Origin of the sequence: Oceanobacillus sp. FSL W7-1281 (assembly GCF_037969835.1) — a bacterium.
Classification (GTDB): Bacteria; Bacillota; Bacilli; order Bacillales; family Amphibacillaceae; genus Oceanobacillus; species Oceanobacillus oncorhynchi.
In genome coordinates, this window is record NZ_CP150214.1 from 1797657 (window position 1) to 1812273 (window position 14617).

Sequence of the window (14617 nt, forward strand, 5' to 3'; positions counted from 1 at the left end):
ATTTTAAATTAATCGTTGACTTTCTATTTTTAGCATGGTAAAGTTAATTTCGTTGCTGATTTGAGCGGGCGCTCAGCTAACATGAAATAAAAAAAGTTGTTGACAGCGAATTTGCTTTCATGTTATATTAATAGAGTCGCTGCTTGAAGCGAAGCAATACAAATTGCTCTTTGAAAACTGAACAAAACAACCAGTACGAAAGAAGAAAAACACCTCGTTTTTCTTAAAAAATAAGTCAGAAGTTGACTTCTGAAAGCTAAAGTTTCAAACACTTTTATGGAGAGTTTGATCTTGGCTCAGGACGAACGCTGGCGGCGTGCCTAATACATGCAAGTCGAGCGCGGGAAGCGAACGGAACTCTTCGGAGGGAAGTTCGTGGAACGAGCGGCGGACGGGTGAGTAACACGTAGGCAACCTGCCTGTAAGACTGGGATAACTCGCGGAAACGCGAGCTAATACCGGATAACACTTTCTATCACCTGATGGAAAGTTGAAAGGCGGCTTTTGCTGTCACTTACAGATGGGCCTGCGGCGCATTAGCTAGTTGGTGAGGTAACGGCTCACCAAGGCGACGATGCGTAGCCGACCTGAGAGGGTGATCGGCCACACTGGGACTGAGACACGGCCCAGACTCCTACGGGAGGCAGCAGTAGGGAATCTTCCGCAATGGACGAAAGTCTGACGGAGCAACGCCGCGTGAGTGATGAAGGTTTTCGGATCGTAAAACTCTGTTGTCAGGGAAGAACAAGTATGATAGTAACTGATCGTACCTTGACGGTACCTGACCAGAAAGCCACGGCTAACTACGTGCCAGCAGCCGCGGTAATACGTAGGTGGCAAGCGTTGTCCGGAATTATTGGGCGTAAAGCGCTCGCAGGCGGTTCTTTAAGTCTGATGTGAAATCTTGCGGCTCAACCGCAAACGTGCATTGGAAACTGGAGGACTTGAGTGCAGAAGAGGAGAGTGGAATTCCACGTGTAGCGGTGAAATGCGTAGAGATGTGGAGGAACACCAGTGGCGAAGGCGACTCTCTGGTCTGTAACTGACGCTGAGGAGCGAAAGCGTGGGGAGCGAACAGGATTAGATACCCTGGTAGTCCACGCCGTAAACGATGAGTGCTAGGTGTTAGGGGGTTTCCGCCCCTTAGTGCTGAAGTTAACGCATTAAGCACTCCGCCTGGGGAGTACGGCCGCAAGGCTGAAACTCAAAAGAATTGACGGGGACCCGCACAAGCGGTGGAGCATGTGGTTTAATTCGAAGCAACGCGAAGAACCTTACCAGGTCTTGACATCCTTTGACCACTCTAGAGATAGAGTTTTCCCTTCGGGGACAAAGTGACAGGTGGTGCATGGTTGTCGTCAGCTCGTGTCGTGAGATGTTGGGTTAAGTCCCGCAACGAGCGCAACCCTTAATCTTAGTTGCCAGCATTCAGTTGGGCACTCTAAGGTGACTGCCGGTGACAAACCGGAGGAAGGTGGGGATGACGTCAAATCATCATGCCCCTTATGACCTGGGCTACACACGTGCTACAATGGACGGAACAAAGGGAAGCGAACCCGCGAGGTCCAGCAAATCCCATAAAACCGTTCTCAGTTCGGATTGCAGGCTGCAACTCGCCTGCATGAAGCCGGAATCGCTAGTAATCGCGGATCAGCATGCCGCGGTGAATACGTTCCCGGGTCTTGTACACACCGCCCGTCACACCACGAGAGTTCGTAACACCCGAAGTCGGTGAGGTAACCTTTTGGAGCCAGCCGCCGAAGGTGGGACGAATGATTGGGGTGAAGTCGTAACAAGGTAGCCGTATCGGAAGGTGCGGCTGGATCACCTCCTTTCTAAGGATATATAACGGAATTCGTACGTGGTTGTTTGGTTCAGTTTTGAGAGAGCAATTCTCTCAAAGGAAGCTTGTACCTTGAAAACTAAATAAGAGTAACAACGACATCAAACTTTAAAAATAAGGCAAAAAAGCTATTGATATAGCGACACAACTGATTACATTCTGTAATCAGCCATCTTATTCAAAAACTTTAGTTAAGTGAATAAGGGCGCACGGTGGATGCCTTGGCACTAGGAGCCGATGAAGGACGGGACTAACACCGATATGCCTCGGGGAGTTGTAAGTAAACGTTATATCCGAGGATTTCCGAATGGGGGAACCCACTGTTCGTAATGGAACAGTACATCTATCTGAATACATAGGATAGGTGAGGCAGACCCGGGGAACTGAAACATCTCAGTACCTGGAGGAAGAGAAAGAAACATCGATTTCCTGAGTAGCGGCGAGCGAAACGGAAAGAGCCCAAACCAAGAAGCTTGCTTCTTGGGGTTGTAGGACATTCCATTGGAGTGACAAAGAAATTCTTTAGATGAATCGACCTGGAAAGGTCAGCCAAAGAGGGTAACAGCCCTGTAATCGAAAAAGAATTTCCTCCGGAGTGTATCCTGAGTACGGCGGAACACGTGGAATTCCGTCGGAATCCGGGAGGACCATCTCCCAAGGCTAAATACTCCCTAGTGACCGATAGTGAACCAGTACCGTGAGGGAAAGGTGAAAAGCACCCCGGGAGGGGAGTGAAATAGAACCTGAAACCGTGTGCCTACAAGTAGTCGAAGCCCGTTAATGGGTGACGGCGTACCTTTTGTAGAATGGACCGGCGAGTTACGATCGTATGCAAGGTTAAGTGGAAGACACGGAGCCGTAGCGAAAGCGAGTCTGAACAGGGCGAATGAGTATGCGGTCGTAGACCCGAAACTGTGTGATCTACCCATGTCCAGGGTGAAGGTCAGGTAACACTGACTGGAGGCCCGAACCCACGTATGTTGAAAAATGCGGGGATGAGGTGTGGGTAGCGGTGAAATTCCAATCGAACACAGAGATAGCTGGTTCTCTCCGAAATAGCTTTAGGGCTAGCCTCAAGATAGAGAGTACTGGAGGTAGAGCACTGATTGGACTAGGGGCCCCTACCGGGTTACCGAATTCAGTCAAACTCCGAATGCCAGTTACTTACACTTGGGAGTCAGACTATGGGTGATAAGGTTCATAGTCGAAAGGGAAACAGCCCAGACCGCCAGCTAAGGTCCCAAAGTATACGTTAAGTGGAAAAGGATGTGGCGTTGCACAGACAACCAGGATGTTGGCTTAGAAGCAGCCATCATTGAAAGAGTGCGTAATAGCTCACTGGTCGAGTGACGCTGCGCCGAAAATGTACCGGGGCTAAACGTATCACCGAAGCTGCGGATTGTTCTTACGAACAATGGTAGGAGAGCGTTCAAAGTGCAGTGAAGTCAGACCGTGAGGACTGGTGGAGCGCTTTGAAGTGAGAATGCCGGTATGAGTAGCGAAAAAAGAGTGAGAATCTCTTTCACCGAATGCCTAAGGTTTCCTGAGGAAGGCTCGTCCTCTCAGGGTTAGTCGGGACCTAAGCCGAGGCCGACAGGCGTAGGCGATGGACAACAGGTTGATATTCCTGTACCACCTCATGATTGTTTGAGCAATGGGGGGACGCAGGAGGATAAGGAGTGCGCACCGATGGATGTGCGTCCAAGCATGCGAGGAAGTCAGACAGGCAAATCCGTCTGACATGATTCTGAGCTGTGACGGGGAGGGAAATAGAGTACCGAAGTTCCTGATTTCACACTGCCAAGAAAAGCCTCTAGTTAGATCATAGGTGCCCGTACCGCAAACCGACACAGGTAGGCGAGGAGAGAATCCTAAGGTGAGCGGGAGAACTCTCGTTAAGGAACTCGGCAAAATGACCCCGTAACTTCGGGAGAAGGGGTGCTCACTTGTGAGTGAGCCGCAGTGAATAGGCCCAAGCGACTGTTTAGCAAAAACACAGGTCTCTGCGAAGCCGAAAGGCGAAGTATAGGGGCTGACACCTGCCCGGTGCTGGAAGGTTAAGGGGAAGAGTTAGCTCTTCGGAGCGAAGCTTTGAACCGAAGCCCCAGTAAACGGCGGCCGTAACTATAACGGTCCTAAGGTAGCGAAATTCCTTGTCGGGTAAGTTCCGACCCGCACGAAAGGTGCAACGACTTGGGCACTGTCTCAACGAGAGACCCGGTGAAATTATACTATGCGTGAAGATGCGCATTACCCGCGACAGGACGGAAAGACCCCGTGGAGCTTTACTGTAGCCTGATATGGAATGTTTGTGCAGTTTGTACAGGATAGGTGGGAGCCTTTGAAGCGTGAGCGCCAGCTTACGTGGAGGCATCCGTGGGATACCACCCTAACTGTATGACCATTCTAACCCAGGACCGTGATCCGGTTCGGAGACAGTGTCAGGCGGGCAGTTTGACTGGGGCGGTCGCCTCCTAAAAGGTAACGGAGGCGCCCAAAGGTTCCCTCAGAATGGTTGGAAATCATTCGAAGAGTGTAAAGGCAGAAGGGAGCTTGACTGCGAGACCTACAAGTCGAGCAGGGACGAAAGTCGGGCTTAGTGATCCGGTGGTTCCGCATGGAAGGGCCATCGCTCAACGGATAAAAGCTACCCCGGGGATAACAGGCTTATCTCCCCCAAGAGTTCACATCGACGGGGAGGTTTGGCACCTCGATGTCGGCTCATCGCATCCTGGGGCTGTAGTCGGTCCCAAGGGTTGGGCTGTTCGCCCATTAAAGCGGTACGCGAGCTGGGTTCAGAACGTCGTGAGACAGTTCGGTCCCTATCCGTCGTGGGCGTTGGAAGTTTGAGAGGAGCTGTCCTTAGTACGAGAGGACCGGGATGGACACACCGCTGGTGTACCAGTTGTTCCGCCAGGAGCATTGCTGGGTAGCTACGTGTGGTAAGGATAAGTGCTGAAAGCATCTAAGCATGAAGCCCCCCTCAAGATGAAACTTCCCATCACTTTAAGTGAGTAAAATCCCTCAGAGACGATGAGGTTGATAGGTCCGAGGTGGAAGCGTGGCGACACGTGCAGCTGACGGATACTAATCGATTGAGGACTTATCTAAGTTTTTTCATGTCACGTTACTCTTATTTAGTTTTCAGGGTGCAAATTCTTACATATTTTTTAAAATTAGTACTTGATTTTTTCTCAAAAACGATTATAATATTGATTGTTACTGATTTTTAAAACATTGTCTGGTGGCGAGAGCGAAGAGGTCACACCTGTTCCCATGCCGAACACAGAAGTTAAGTTCTTCAGCGCCAATGGTAGTTGGGGGCTTCCCCCTGCGAGAGTAGGACGTTGCCAGGCAAGAGTATTCTCTTATGAAGTCCTTAAGGACAAGCGAATTACTTCTTTCTTTAATATTATGGAATTATTCCACAGTAGCTCAGTGGTAGAGCAATCGGCTGTTAACCGATCGGTCGTAGGTTCGAATCCTACCTGTGGAGCCATATGGAGAGCTGTCCGAGAGGCCGAAGGAGCACGATTGGAAATCGTGTAAGCCGCTATCGCGGCTTCGAGGGTTCGAATCCCTCGCTCTCCGCCATTTAAACTATTACATGGCCCGTTGGTCAAGCGGTTAAGACACCGCCCTTTCACGGCGGTAACACGGGTTCGAATCCCGTACGGGTCACCAAATGGAGGATTAGCTCAGCTGGGAGAGCACCTGCCTTACAAGCAGGGGGTCGCAGGTTCGAGCCCTGCATCCTCCACCATGTAAGTTCTTAAATTCATATCGCGGGGTGGAGCAGTCTGGCAGCTCGTTGGGCTCATAACCCAAAGGTCGTAGGTTCAAATCCTACCCCCGCAACCAAAATGGTCCGGTAGTTCAGTTGGTTAGAATGCCTGCCTGTCACGCAGGAGGTCGCGGGTTCGAGTCCCGTCCGGACCGCCACTTAAACATTTGAAATAAGATTTGGCTTGGTAGCTCAGTCGGTAGAGCAGAGGACTGAAAATCCTTGTGTCGGCGGTTCGATTCCGTCCCGAGCCACCTTTCATTTAGTGGAGGGATAGCGAAGTTGGCCAAACGCGGCGGACTGTAAATCCGCTCCCATCGGGTTCGTAGGTTCGAGTCCTACTCCCTCCACCATTTATAAAATATCATAGGGGTATAGTTTAACGGCAAAACGAAGGTCTCCAAAACCTTTGATGTGGGTTCGATTCCTACTACCCCTGCCAATATGGCGGTCGTGGCGAAGTGGTTAACGCACCGGATTGTGGCTCCGGCACACGTGGGTTCGATCCCCACCGGTCGCCCCTTTTTTATTTAATACTACATAAATCAATAATAGAATCGTTGGGCCATAGCCAAGCGGTAAGGCATCGGGTTTTGATCCCGTGTACCCCAGGTTCGAATCCTGGTGGCCCAGCCATTTTTGCGGAAGTAGTTCAGTGGTAGAACACCACCTTGCCAAGGTGGGGGTCGCGGGTTCGAATCCCGTCTTCCGCTCTAGAATAAATGGCGGTATAGCCAAGTGGTAAGGCAGAGGTCTGCAAAACCTTTATCACCGGTTCAAATCCGGTTACCGCCTCCAAACACATGCCGGTGTGGCGGAATTGGCAGACGCGCACGACTCAAAATCGTGTTCCGTAAGGAGTGTCGGTTCGACCCCGACCACCGGTATTATTTTTTCTATCGTTAATTACAGAAGAATTAAGTAATATCAACGTTTTTACGTCTATCTACAGTATTGTAGGTGGGCGTTTTTTATTTGAATTTAGTTAGTTTTTTACACGACAAAATTACTTCAAATCGTGTTCACAGGGTCGTGTTCACAGGTGAAAGGGGAATTAGCTAAATGGCAAGACGAAAAAATATTCTAGATGAAAGAGAATTAACAGTTTTAGAAAAGGAAACTAAATCTTATGTAGAAACATTTAAGGACGCCATTGAATTAATTGTTAAGGATTGTGAGTTAAGAAATCTAAGACCACATACTATTCAGTATTACATGAACGAGTTTAAGGCATTTCTTAATTCACTATCAGCACAAGGAATAAATATTGCGGAATTAAAACCTTATAACTTCACTGAGGAACACATAAAGGAAAATGTTATTCTATATATGAAAAATTATAAAGGTAACAAGGTTGTATCCATCAATACAAGGTTAAGGGCTTTACGTGCCTTCTTTAATTTTCTGTATAAACATAAGCATGTTCCCAAAAATCCAATGGAAAATATAAAACTGTTGAAGGATAGAAAAACGGTGATAGCGACATTCACCAAAGAACAGCTTAAAAAATTGTTTCGACAGCCTGACTTAAAGACATTTACAGGTGTTCGTGATTATACTATTATGATGTTAATGCTAGAAACTGGAATACGTGTGAATGAATTAGAAGGTCTGTCATTAAATGATATACGCTGGGAAGATGATTTAATCTGTATCAGAAACGCAAAAAGCTATAGGGAACGACTAGTGCCCTTTCAAAAGCAAATGAAACAACAATTAAAAAAATACATTGCTATTCGTGGATACGTTGAAAGTGAAGCTATATTTGTAACCATTGACGGAACGAGGCTAACTAAGAGGGGCATACAGCAAAGAATTATTAAATATGGTGATATGGCAAAAATAAAAAATGTTCGTTGTAGCCCACACACATTTCGTCATACGTTCGCAAAACTAAGCGTCCAGCAAGGTGCTAATATTTTTGAATTACAAACCATCCTAGGACATACCAGCATGGAAGTTGTGAAAATTTATGTTAATTTATTCGGTAATGATGTTAGAGAAAGTCATAAAAACTTTTCTCCATTAAAAACATTGAAATAATAAAGGTTTTTGAAAAAAGCTGTCAGGCTAACGGATGCTTGGCGGTTTTTTTATTCTCTTTGTCCTATTTAATTCTTTTTCTGCAAGTAAGTACATGTAAGGTTCAAAAAATGAACCATTAAAATAAACAGAAAAGGAATGATTAAAATGTCAAACACTAACACAACAGTAAAAGGAACAGGTATCATTTGCAAAGGGAATGTTAAAGAAAACTTTGAACAAACGCCAATGGAATTATTTGATTATGTTCAGTTAGATTTAATTACCCATACTGACCTAGTCGTTTATGTAAAGTTATTACAGCTTTATAATGAAAACTATGGTTATGCTTTTCCCACCATTACCGAACTAATGAATTTTACGCATATAAGAAGTAAAGCAACTATTCATAATAGCCTTAATACATTGGAAGAAGTTGGACTAATAGAGAAAAGTAAGACAAGTAGGGGGAATAATATATATTGTCTTTAAACCGTTAAGTAAAGGTGAATTATATAGTGTTGTTCCTGATAAGGTGGAACTATTGAAAGAATTTGAAACTAAGCTAATGGAAACAGCCGAACAGGATAAGAAACGTTACCAACACCACCAACAAAATAGACAGGAACAGGAACAACAGCAAATTCAATCAAAACAGATTTTACCTAAGGATTATGGCAATATGGAGAACCTTTCACTTAAAGACTTGGCAAGACTTTCGAGAGAGGTTTAATAATTGTACCCCAAAGTCACAAGAATGAGGATTAACCAGTTCAGAAAATGAACTATCATGGTTCAATAAATATACTTGAGATAGTTCAGGAAATGAACGTTATACAGACTTACTTTATACAGACTTAATTATATTCTCTAAAAGAATACTATCAAAGGTATAAGAGAAATCTATGAAATAAGTAATTAAAGTAAGGAAAGTATTAACGTTCATTTTTTGTAGTATGATTAAATTCCTCTCCATAATTTTTAGATGTGCAATGCACAAGCAAGAACGCTATAAAATAAGGATTTATGACACTTTTTTTGTGCATTTTCCACTTTGATTGTTCCATTTATTTCAATATGATGGTCTCCCACAATATACAGAATTTATTAAAAATCCCCTCTGTTAACAATATTGTCAGCAGAGGGAGATTCGTGTCATGTTATTGATTCTGTAAATTGATGTCTTGTAGTGCCCTGAAAAAATATTTTTGTTTTCTAAATTAATCCAAATTCTCCACAGCGTAATCTGCTTCCTCTTGAGTGAATTGTTCCCCATACTCAGAAGTTAATTGATCCCTGATTGCTTCATAGGACATATCCATTGAATCTTGATATGTTTTGGCTGATTCCAGTGCATTCTCATTCCAATCTGCTTCCATATTGTCCACAGCGTATTGAGCTTCCTCTTCAGTGAATTGTTCTCCATATTCGGAAGTTAGTTGATCATATATACCTGCTTTAGACATATGCATTGTTTCACTATAATTTTCAGCTGAATTCAATGCATTCTCATTCCAGTCTACTTCGATATTATCAATTGCATATTGCGCTGCATCTTCTGGAAATTGATCGCCATATTCAGAAGTAAGCTGGTCAAAAATACCTGCTTTAGACATAGCCATTATATCTGAATAGTTTTCAGCTGAATTTAATGCAGCTTTGTGTTCAGCTGGAACATCATCATCTGTATTTGTTTCTTCTGCTTCTGTTTGCTCTGAGTCTGTATTTTCTTCTTCCATATCCTCATCAGCATCTGTATCACTTGATGTATTTGCAGCTTCTGTTTCTTCCTCTTCCGTACTTTCCTCAGTATCCGTATCGTTTGAGGTATCCGTTGCCTCTGCTGCATCTTCTTTATCTGAGTCATCTTCTTCATTTTGATCAGTTGATTCGCTTTCTTCTTCTGCTTGAACAGATTCCAGTTCGTTGTCTGTAGCAGTATCTTCTTCATCCATATTTGCCCCAACTGCTCCGATAACTAAAACAACAACAATCCAAAACCACCATTTTTTAAAAATAGACTTTTTTCTTTTTTCCTTCATAACTAATTTCCCCTTTTTTACTAGATATATAGTTAGCATAAACCATCTAGACTAAGAAAGTCTAGATAAAATTAGAAATACCTAGAAATTTTTCCTATCATTAGAATTAAAAATAAGTTGTTCTGTTGTGGACTTCAATTTTTATAATCTATAACTCTTTTGAAGATGTTAGAGGAGTTTTTAATAAGAGATCATCACACATTAATTGTCTGTCTCACTTAACATTAATTCATCTAATCTGGACACAAACTGTTCAAAAAATCAATACAATTCAAAAAAAGAGTATGCTACACTATCAGTGCTTTCATCACTTTGTTTTTTGTTATTTACTTGAGAATGAATAGAATGCAACGTATGTTTGTACATAATAAAGAAACCTCCTAAAACACTTCATTTAAGTTTACTATACAAAGAATACGGTTAAAAACCTCAATAATCGTTTATAATTTACTTCATAAAAATTATTCTGTCTTATTATCATGAGTGTTTACTCCTTTAAAAAAATTATGTCACCAATCATATTTTTTAAGATACGAATTTCCCTTCTGAACTGATACTGATAAATCTATGTAACAAAAGAGTGAAAAAAAGATGTTAGTCTTGAAATACAACAAACATATCATAAGTTCTGCAAATCATGATATTTAGTTTTACTCCTATCTATTATGTATAAGCGATATAATTAAGAAAATAATTTCTCCAAGATAAGTAAAAAACTTCCTTACACACATTCAATGCTTATTTGTAATATATGGATGGTTATGTCAATCCTTTAAATGATAAACTTAAAATAACTATTTTGATTCGGAAAGAGGGTAAATGATGGAGATTAAACACATGATTTATTTTATAGAAATCGTCAAAACTGGCAGCATGACTAAGGCATCAGAAAAGCTGTATATTTCACAGCCTACGATTAGTAAGCTTTTACGGGATCTAGAAGCAGAATTAGGAATGGAATTATTTGACCGTCATAAACGGCAAATGGTGCTTACTGATGCGGGAAAAGCGTTTTTACAGCAGGCAAAAGAAATTGTCAGGTTATATGAAAATCTTCCGACAGAAATGAATAATTTGTTAGGAATGAAGCAGGGGCATATTAAAATAGGGCTGCCTCCGATTATGAATGTAAAGCTGTTTATTCACACGCTTGGAGAGTTTCATGAGAGCTATCCGGATATCAGCTTTGAATTATTAGAAAGTGGCAGTAAGCGGATTGAAGAGAGCATCATTAATGATGAGGTCGATGTCGGTATTACGGTGCTGCCGACAGATACGGATACCTTTCATCAATTTTTTCTGCTTGAGGAGCAGTTGAAATTGGTGGTCCCGCGTTCTCATAAATTTGCTGATAGGGAGAAAGTAAGTCTTATTGAATTAAAGGATGATGATTTTATTTTATTTAGTGAAGATTTCATCTTAAATGATCGTATAACCGAGGCGTGTAAGACTGCTGGTTTTATTCCTAAGGTGATTGCGGAGAGCTCACAGTGGTACTTTATCGAACAGATGATTACGGCAAGCCTTGGGGTAAGTATTCTCCCGGCAAGTATTATTGACACGCTAAAGGAAGACGTTGTCAGTATTGAAATTGCGGATCCTTCGATTTTATGGCAATTAGCAATTATTTGGAAGAAGAATAGCTATACCTCCTTTGTTACCAAAGAGTGGCTGAAGTTTATGCAGGAACAATTGATGTTTAAAGACGGCAAAAAATAATTAAATATGGCGCTTCCATAGATTTCATCTATAGTTCAAATAAAGAATAACTATTTTTATTATAGAACGATAGGATTTAAGATAAGTATAGAGTTAAAAATAAAGCAATTTTATTAAGGAAGGGAACACTTGAAATATGAACAGTTATAAACATCCAAACGAAAGCAGAGTAGTTAGTACGGATCAAGTGCTAATCAATGATTTAAATAATTACAATACCCTCTTTGGAGGTGTATTGATGAAGAAATTAGATAATAATGCTACGCTTTCTGCAAGAAGGCATGCCAGAGTGAAGGAATGTGTCACAGCCTCTACGGACTCAATTGATTTTCTTCATCCGATTCGTCAGTCTGATTCGGTATGTATTGAATCCTTTGTTTCCTATACAGGCAATACATCGATGGAGATTTTTTGTAAGGTGATTGCCGAGGATATGATTACAGGGGAGAGAAAAATTGCTGCCACTGCTTTTCTTACCTTTGTTGCCCTGGACAGCAACAAAAAGGCTGTGAAAGTAGCACCCATTGTACCGGAATCAGCAGAAGAAAAATTCTTATATGAATCTGGCGAAAAGCGGGCAGCGATGCGCCGGAAGCGAAGAGAACACAGTAAAGAGCTGACACAAATTATTGGTTTGGAAAAACCATGGGAAAGAGGAGATATCTATGTTTGTTAATATAAATAGTTTATATCTTATAGAGGAAGAGCTTGATCAGCTTCAAAGGGATTACAGAGAATTGTATGAGCATTTACAGCATATCGTGAGTCTGACTAGACAGTTGCAGATTCCTTATAAATATTTAGGGGAACTATTAGTAAGAAATGAAGAAGCAACCAAACCTCCTTTTATTCGGGAGTCTGTTATACACCTTTATCAGAAAGAAGTGAATTTATTAAAAGAGCAAAAGGATTTTGAAAAATTGCTGTCTATCCTGCAGCGTTTAGAACAAGTTTCCTATTCACAAGTATTTCTGCTAGTGCTCGGGGCAAAGCCAGAGCTTATTCAGGTCAATACAATCATTAAATAGCAGCCAGGGCTTATCACCATGTTGTTTGGAGTGATAAGCCCTGTTTTTGCGATTGTGGGCACGTAAATAAAATAGTCATGATTATATCAGCAGCTTTATGTTAAAATAATTTGATAATATTCCTTTAATTAAATTAGCTGTTCTATGAAATATCTATCAGGCTTTACGAAGAATGGAGGCTTTCTTGATGAAAAAGTATTCTTGGATCAGTTATCTATCACTCGGGCTACCTATACTGTTATTTCTATTATTGTTTGCCGTGGCTGATATAGAACCATTAGTATTAGCTCAAACTGTACTCCTTGCCCAATTTATTGGCGCTCCGTTATCAATCATCTTAAGTGTAGCTGCTCTTTTTAAAAAGAATGAAAAAAAGGTTGTTGCCGTATTTGGATTGATAATTTCTCTCATCTTAACAGGAGCACTTGTTTATTTGCTTTTATTGGGCTTTGGTATGGGTGAGGCGTGAGAAGGAGTAAAAGCAGGGAAAATAAGATGAAAAATCCTGAGCAGCTTTCTTAGTTTAATCTTGTGAATTTGATAAACGTCAGTGAGAGATTCAGACGAAATCTATATGACTACCCAGCAGACTTTTCTACACAATCCAATTATTTAACATCTCATTCTGAAACCTTTACAATAAATAGGGAGAAGTCAAAAAGAAAGGGTGAGTGTGTTGAATATCTTAGTAGTTGGAGCAAATGGACAAATAGGGAAGCATCTGGTTAAGCTGATTCAAGACAATGGGGATCAGGCACGTGCGATGATTCGCAAGGAAGAACAAGCGAATTATTTTAAAGATTTAGGTGCAGAAACGGCCATTGTAAACTTAGAGGATGAAGTCGATGCAATTGCTAATGCAGCAGAGGGTGTAGACGCGGTCGTATTCACAGCTGGATCTGGTCCGAAAACTGGAAAGGATAAAACCCTGATGATTGATTTGGATGGAGCGGTGAAGACCATTCAAGCGGCAGAACAGGCGAATGTTAAACGTTTTGTCATGATTAGTTCGTTTGATACCAGCCGTGAAGCTATTCAATCAGCCCCTGAATCGTTTGCGCCTTATGTCGTAGCGAAACACTATGCAGATGAGTGGCTGTTAAACTCCGATTTAGACTATACCATTATTCATCCAGGACTATTAACGAATGAACCTGGCACTAATCAAGTAAATCTTGGAGCTAATGTGGAACGGGGAGAAGTCCCTCGGGAAGATATTGCGAAAGTAATTTATACCAGCTTGAAAAATGATACAACCATCGGCAAGAGATTCCGCGCAGTAGGTGGACAGACAGCTGTTGAAGAAGCGATACAGTCGGTGTAATAAATAAAAACGTCAGATACAAGTTTGATTTTTAATAAATTTAGAAAGACCTGTGCTATGTAAAAGATGGGCACAGGTCTTTCTTTGTTAAATAGCCTTTTAATATGGGAGCAATTAATATCAGCTTGAGGTAATAAAAAAATAAAGAGGGCATAATGGTATCATTTCATTTCAATTTAAATAATTAGAATTTTAAAAAATAATATACTGTATAAAGAAGAGAGGGATTTATAATGAATGCTTTAATCAAAAAAGCCTTTGAACAAGTAAAAACAGAAAATCTAATTCTTCGAAAGCCATCAGAAGCTGATGCTTATGCTGTCCTTGAGATTGAAGGAGATCCCAAAACAAATACATACCGGCCTTCTGGACCAATGAAAAACATAGAGGAAGCTCTGGAAAAGATAGAGCTTTGGAATAAGGACTGGATAACGCATGGATACGGTTATTGGATGATTTCTGAGCATAAGGGCTCGGATGTAATAGGAATTGGAGGCGTAAGAAATATAAATTGGCAAGGGCGCGAAGTGTTAAACTTGTACTATAGATTTTCACCCAAAGTTTGGGGGAGAGGCTATGCTGCGGAGCTAGCCAGACATTCTGTGTATTTAGCTCGTGAACACCTTTCTGATTTACCAATCATATCGAGAGTTCGTCCATCTAACATACCTTCTTTAAGGGTTGCAGAAAAAAGCGGGCTGCTGCGTCACCCAGGTTTAGATAGTGCGGAGCATATTGTTTTTACTTCAGGATGGGAGTGAATATTGAAAAATATATTCAAATATACTGGAAGGTTTTAAGGATATTGAGATTTCTTAGAATGTATTTTCCCAGCTAATTACAACAACCTCTAAG

General features: G+C 41.8%; 10 protein-coding genes, 14 tRNA genes and 3 rRNA genes. 26 read left to right on the forward strand and 1 reads right to left on the reverse strand.

Annotation, left to right across the window (positions count from 1 at the left end; genetic code table 11):
- Positions 1 to 273: 273 nt before the first annotated feature.
- The 20 genes from MKX55_RS08895 (at position 274) to MKX55_RS08990 (ending at position 8382) form a co-directional block, all read left to right on the forward strand.
- Positions 274 to 1835 (forward strand): 16S ribosomal RNA (locus MKX55_RS08895).
- 197 nt (positions 1836 to 2032) lie between these two features.
- Positions 2033 to 4954 (forward strand): 23S ribosomal RNA (locus tag MKX55_RS08900).
- Positions 4955 to 5083: 129 nt separating this feature from the next.
- Positions 5084 to 5199 (forward strand): 5S ribosomal RNA (gene rrf, locus MKX55_RS08905).
- The 16S, 23S and 5S rRNA genes sit together here with 14 tRNA genes alongside, the layout of an rRNA operon.
- A 68-nt stretch (positions 5200 to 5267) precedes the next feature.
- Positions 5268 to 5342, forward strand: a tRNA-Asn gene (locus MKX55_RS08910).
- Positions 5343 to 5345: 3 nt separating this feature from the next.
- Positions 5346 to 5437, forward strand: a tRNA-Ser gene (locus tag MKX55_RS08915).
- A 15-nt stretch (positions 5438 to 5452) separates the two neighbouring features.
- A tRNA-Glu gene (locus MKX55_RS08920) sits at positions 5453 to 5527 on the forward strand.
- A 3-nt stretch (positions 5528 to 5530) separates the two neighbouring features.
- Positions 5531 to 5606: transfer RNA gene (locus tag MKX55_RS08925), tRNA-Val, on the forward strand.
- A 21-nt stretch (positions 5607 to 5627) separates the two neighbouring features.
- Positions 5628 to 5704: transfer RNA gene (locus tag MKX55_RS08930), tRNA-Met, on the forward strand.
- A 4-nt stretch (positions 5705 to 5708) separates the two neighbouring features.
- Positions 5709 to 5785, forward strand: a tRNA-Asp gene (locus MKX55_RS08935).
- A gap of 23 nt (positions 5786 to 5808) precedes the next feature.
- A tRNA-Phe gene (locus tag MKX55_RS08940) sits at positions 5809 to 5881 on the forward strand.
- A 13-nt stretch (positions 5882 to 5894) separates the two neighbouring features.
- Positions 5895 to 5980, forward strand: a tRNA-Tyr gene (locus tag MKX55_RS08945).
- A 15-nt stretch (positions 5981 to 5995) separates the two neighbouring features.
- Positions 5996 to 6069: transfer RNA gene (locus MKX55_RS08950), tRNA-Trp, on the forward strand.
- A 5-nt stretch (positions 6070 to 6074) separates the two neighbouring features.
- Positions 6075 to 6147, forward strand: a tRNA-His gene (locus MKX55_RS08955).
- A gap of 41 nt (positions 6148 to 6188) precedes the next feature.
- Positions 6189 to 6263: transfer RNA gene (locus MKX55_RS08960), tRNA-Gln, on the forward strand.
- Between the two features lie 5 nt (positions 6264 to 6268).
- Positions 6269 to 6340 (forward strand) — tRNA-Gly (locus tag MKX55_RS08965).
- Positions 6341 to 6351: 11 nt separating this feature from the next.
- A tRNA-Cys gene (locus tag MKX55_RS08970) sits at positions 6352 to 6425 on the forward strand.
- Between the two features lie 7 nt (positions 6426 to 6432).
- Positions 6433 to 6514, forward strand: a tRNA-Leu gene (locus MKX55_RS08975).
- 175 nt (positions 6515 to 6689) lie between these two features.
- Positions 6690 to 7670 (forward strand): tyrosine-type recombinase/integrase, encoded by a 981-nt coding sequence (locus tag MKX55_RS08980; RefSeq protein ID WP_339237669.1) that lies wholly within the window; start codon positions 6690 to 6692, stop codon positions 7668 to 7670.
- 147 nt (positions 7671 to 7817) lie between these two features.
- Entirely contained in the window at positions 7818 to 8141 is a 324-nt protein-coding gene (locus MKX55_RS08985) for a helix-turn-helix domain-containing protein (protein WP_339237671.1), read from the forward strand.
- 52 nt (positions 8142 to 8193) lie between these two features.
- Positions 8194 to 8382 (forward strand): hypothetical protein, encoded by a 189-nt coding sequence (locus MKX55_RS08990; RefSeq protein WP_339237673.1) that lies wholly within the window; start codon positions 8194 to 8196, stop codon positions 8380 to 8382.
- Between the two features lie 487 nt (positions 8383 to 8869).
- On the opposite strand, the gene MKX55_RS08995 is transcribed toward MKX55_RS08990, so the two are convergent.
- Entirely contained in the window at positions 8870 to 9691 is an 822-nt protein-coding gene (locus MKX55_RS08995; RefSeq protein WP_339237675.1) for an Ltp family lipoprotein, read from the reverse strand.
- An 822-nt stretch (positions 9692 to 10513) separates the two neighbouring features.
- On the opposite strand from MKX55_RS08995, the gene MKX55_RS09000 reads away from it, so the two are divergent.
- From MKX55_RS09000 to MKX55_RS09025, 6 genes are all read left to right on the forward strand, one after another.
- Positions 10514 to 11410 (forward strand): LysR family transcriptional regulator, encoded by an 897-nt coding sequence (locus MKX55_RS09000; RefSeq protein WP_339238479.1) that lies wholly within the window; start codon positions 10514 to 10516, stop codon positions 11408 to 11410.
- Positions 11411 to 11546: 136 nt separating this feature from the next.
- Positions 11547 to 12086: an acyl-CoA thioesterase gene (locus MKX55_RS09005; protein WP_332093608.1), complete on the forward strand. Its 540-nt coding sequence runs from the start codon at positions 11547 to 11549 to the stop codon at positions 12084 to 12086.
- The gene (locus MKX55_RS09010) at positions 12076 to 12438 is read left to right on the forward strand and encodes a hypothetical protein (protein ID WP_256706050.1); all 363 of its coding nucleotides are present in this window, start codon (positions 12076 to 12078) and stop codon (positions 12436 to 12438) included. The genes MKX55_RS09005 and MKX55_RS09010 overlap by 11 nt, the downstream gene beginning before the upstream one ends.
- A gap of 187 nt (positions 12439 to 12625) precedes the next feature.
- Entirely contained in the window at positions 12626 to 12907 is a 282-nt protein-coding gene (locus MKX55_RS09015) for a hypothetical protein (RefSeq protein ID WP_339237678.1), read from the forward strand.
- Between the two features lie 207 nt (positions 12908 to 13114).
- Positions 13115 to 13762 carry an SDR family oxidoreductase gene (locus tag MKX55_RS09020; protein WP_339237680.1) on the forward strand — a complete coding sequence of 216 codons (648 nt, stop codon included), beginning with the start codon at positions 13115 to 13117 and terminating at the stop codon, positions 13760 to 13762.
- Between the two features lie 233 nt (positions 13763 to 13995).
- A complete protein-coding gene (locus MKX55_RS09025; RefSeq protein WP_339237683.1) occupies positions 13996 to 14523 on the forward strand; it encodes a GNAT family N-acetyltransferase in 528 nt (175 codons plus the stop codon).
- Positions 14524 to 14617 lie beyond the last annotated feature (94 nt).

Bases quoted from the DNA above. Each gene is read 5' to 3' on its own strand.
- MKX55_RS09000 (WP_339238479.1), top strand. From the start codon at position 10,514: ATGGAGATTAAACACATGATTTATTTTATAGAAATCGTCAAAACTGGC.
- MKX55_RS09010 (WP_256706050.1), top strand. From the start codon at position 12,076: ATGTTTGTTAATATAAATAGTTTATATCTTATAGAGGAAGAGCTTGAT.
- MKX55_RS08985 (WP_339237671.1), top strand. From the start codon at position 7,818: ATGTCAAACACTAACACAACAGTAAAAGGAACAGGTATCATTTGCAAA.
- MKX55_RS08980 (WP_339237669.1), top strand. From the start codon at position 6,690: ATGGCAAGACGAAAAAATATTCTAGATGAAAGAGAATTAACAGTTTTA.
- MKX55_RS09015 (WP_339237678.1), top strand. From the start codon at position 12,626: ATGAAAAAGTATTCTTGGATCAGTTATCTATCACTCGGGCTACCTATA.
- MKX55_RS09005 (WP_332093608.1), top strand. From the start codon at position 11,547: ATGAACAGTTATAAACATCCAAACGAAAGCAGAGTAGTTAGTACGGAT.
- MKX55_RS09025 (WP_339237683.1), top strand. From the start codon at position 13,996: ATGAATGCTTTAATCAAAAAAGCCTTTGAACAAGTAAAAACAGAAAAT.
- MKX55_RS08995 (WP_339237675.1), bottom strand. From the start codon at position 9,691: ATGAAGGAAAAAAGAAAAAAGTCTATTTTTAAAAAATGGTGGTTTTGG.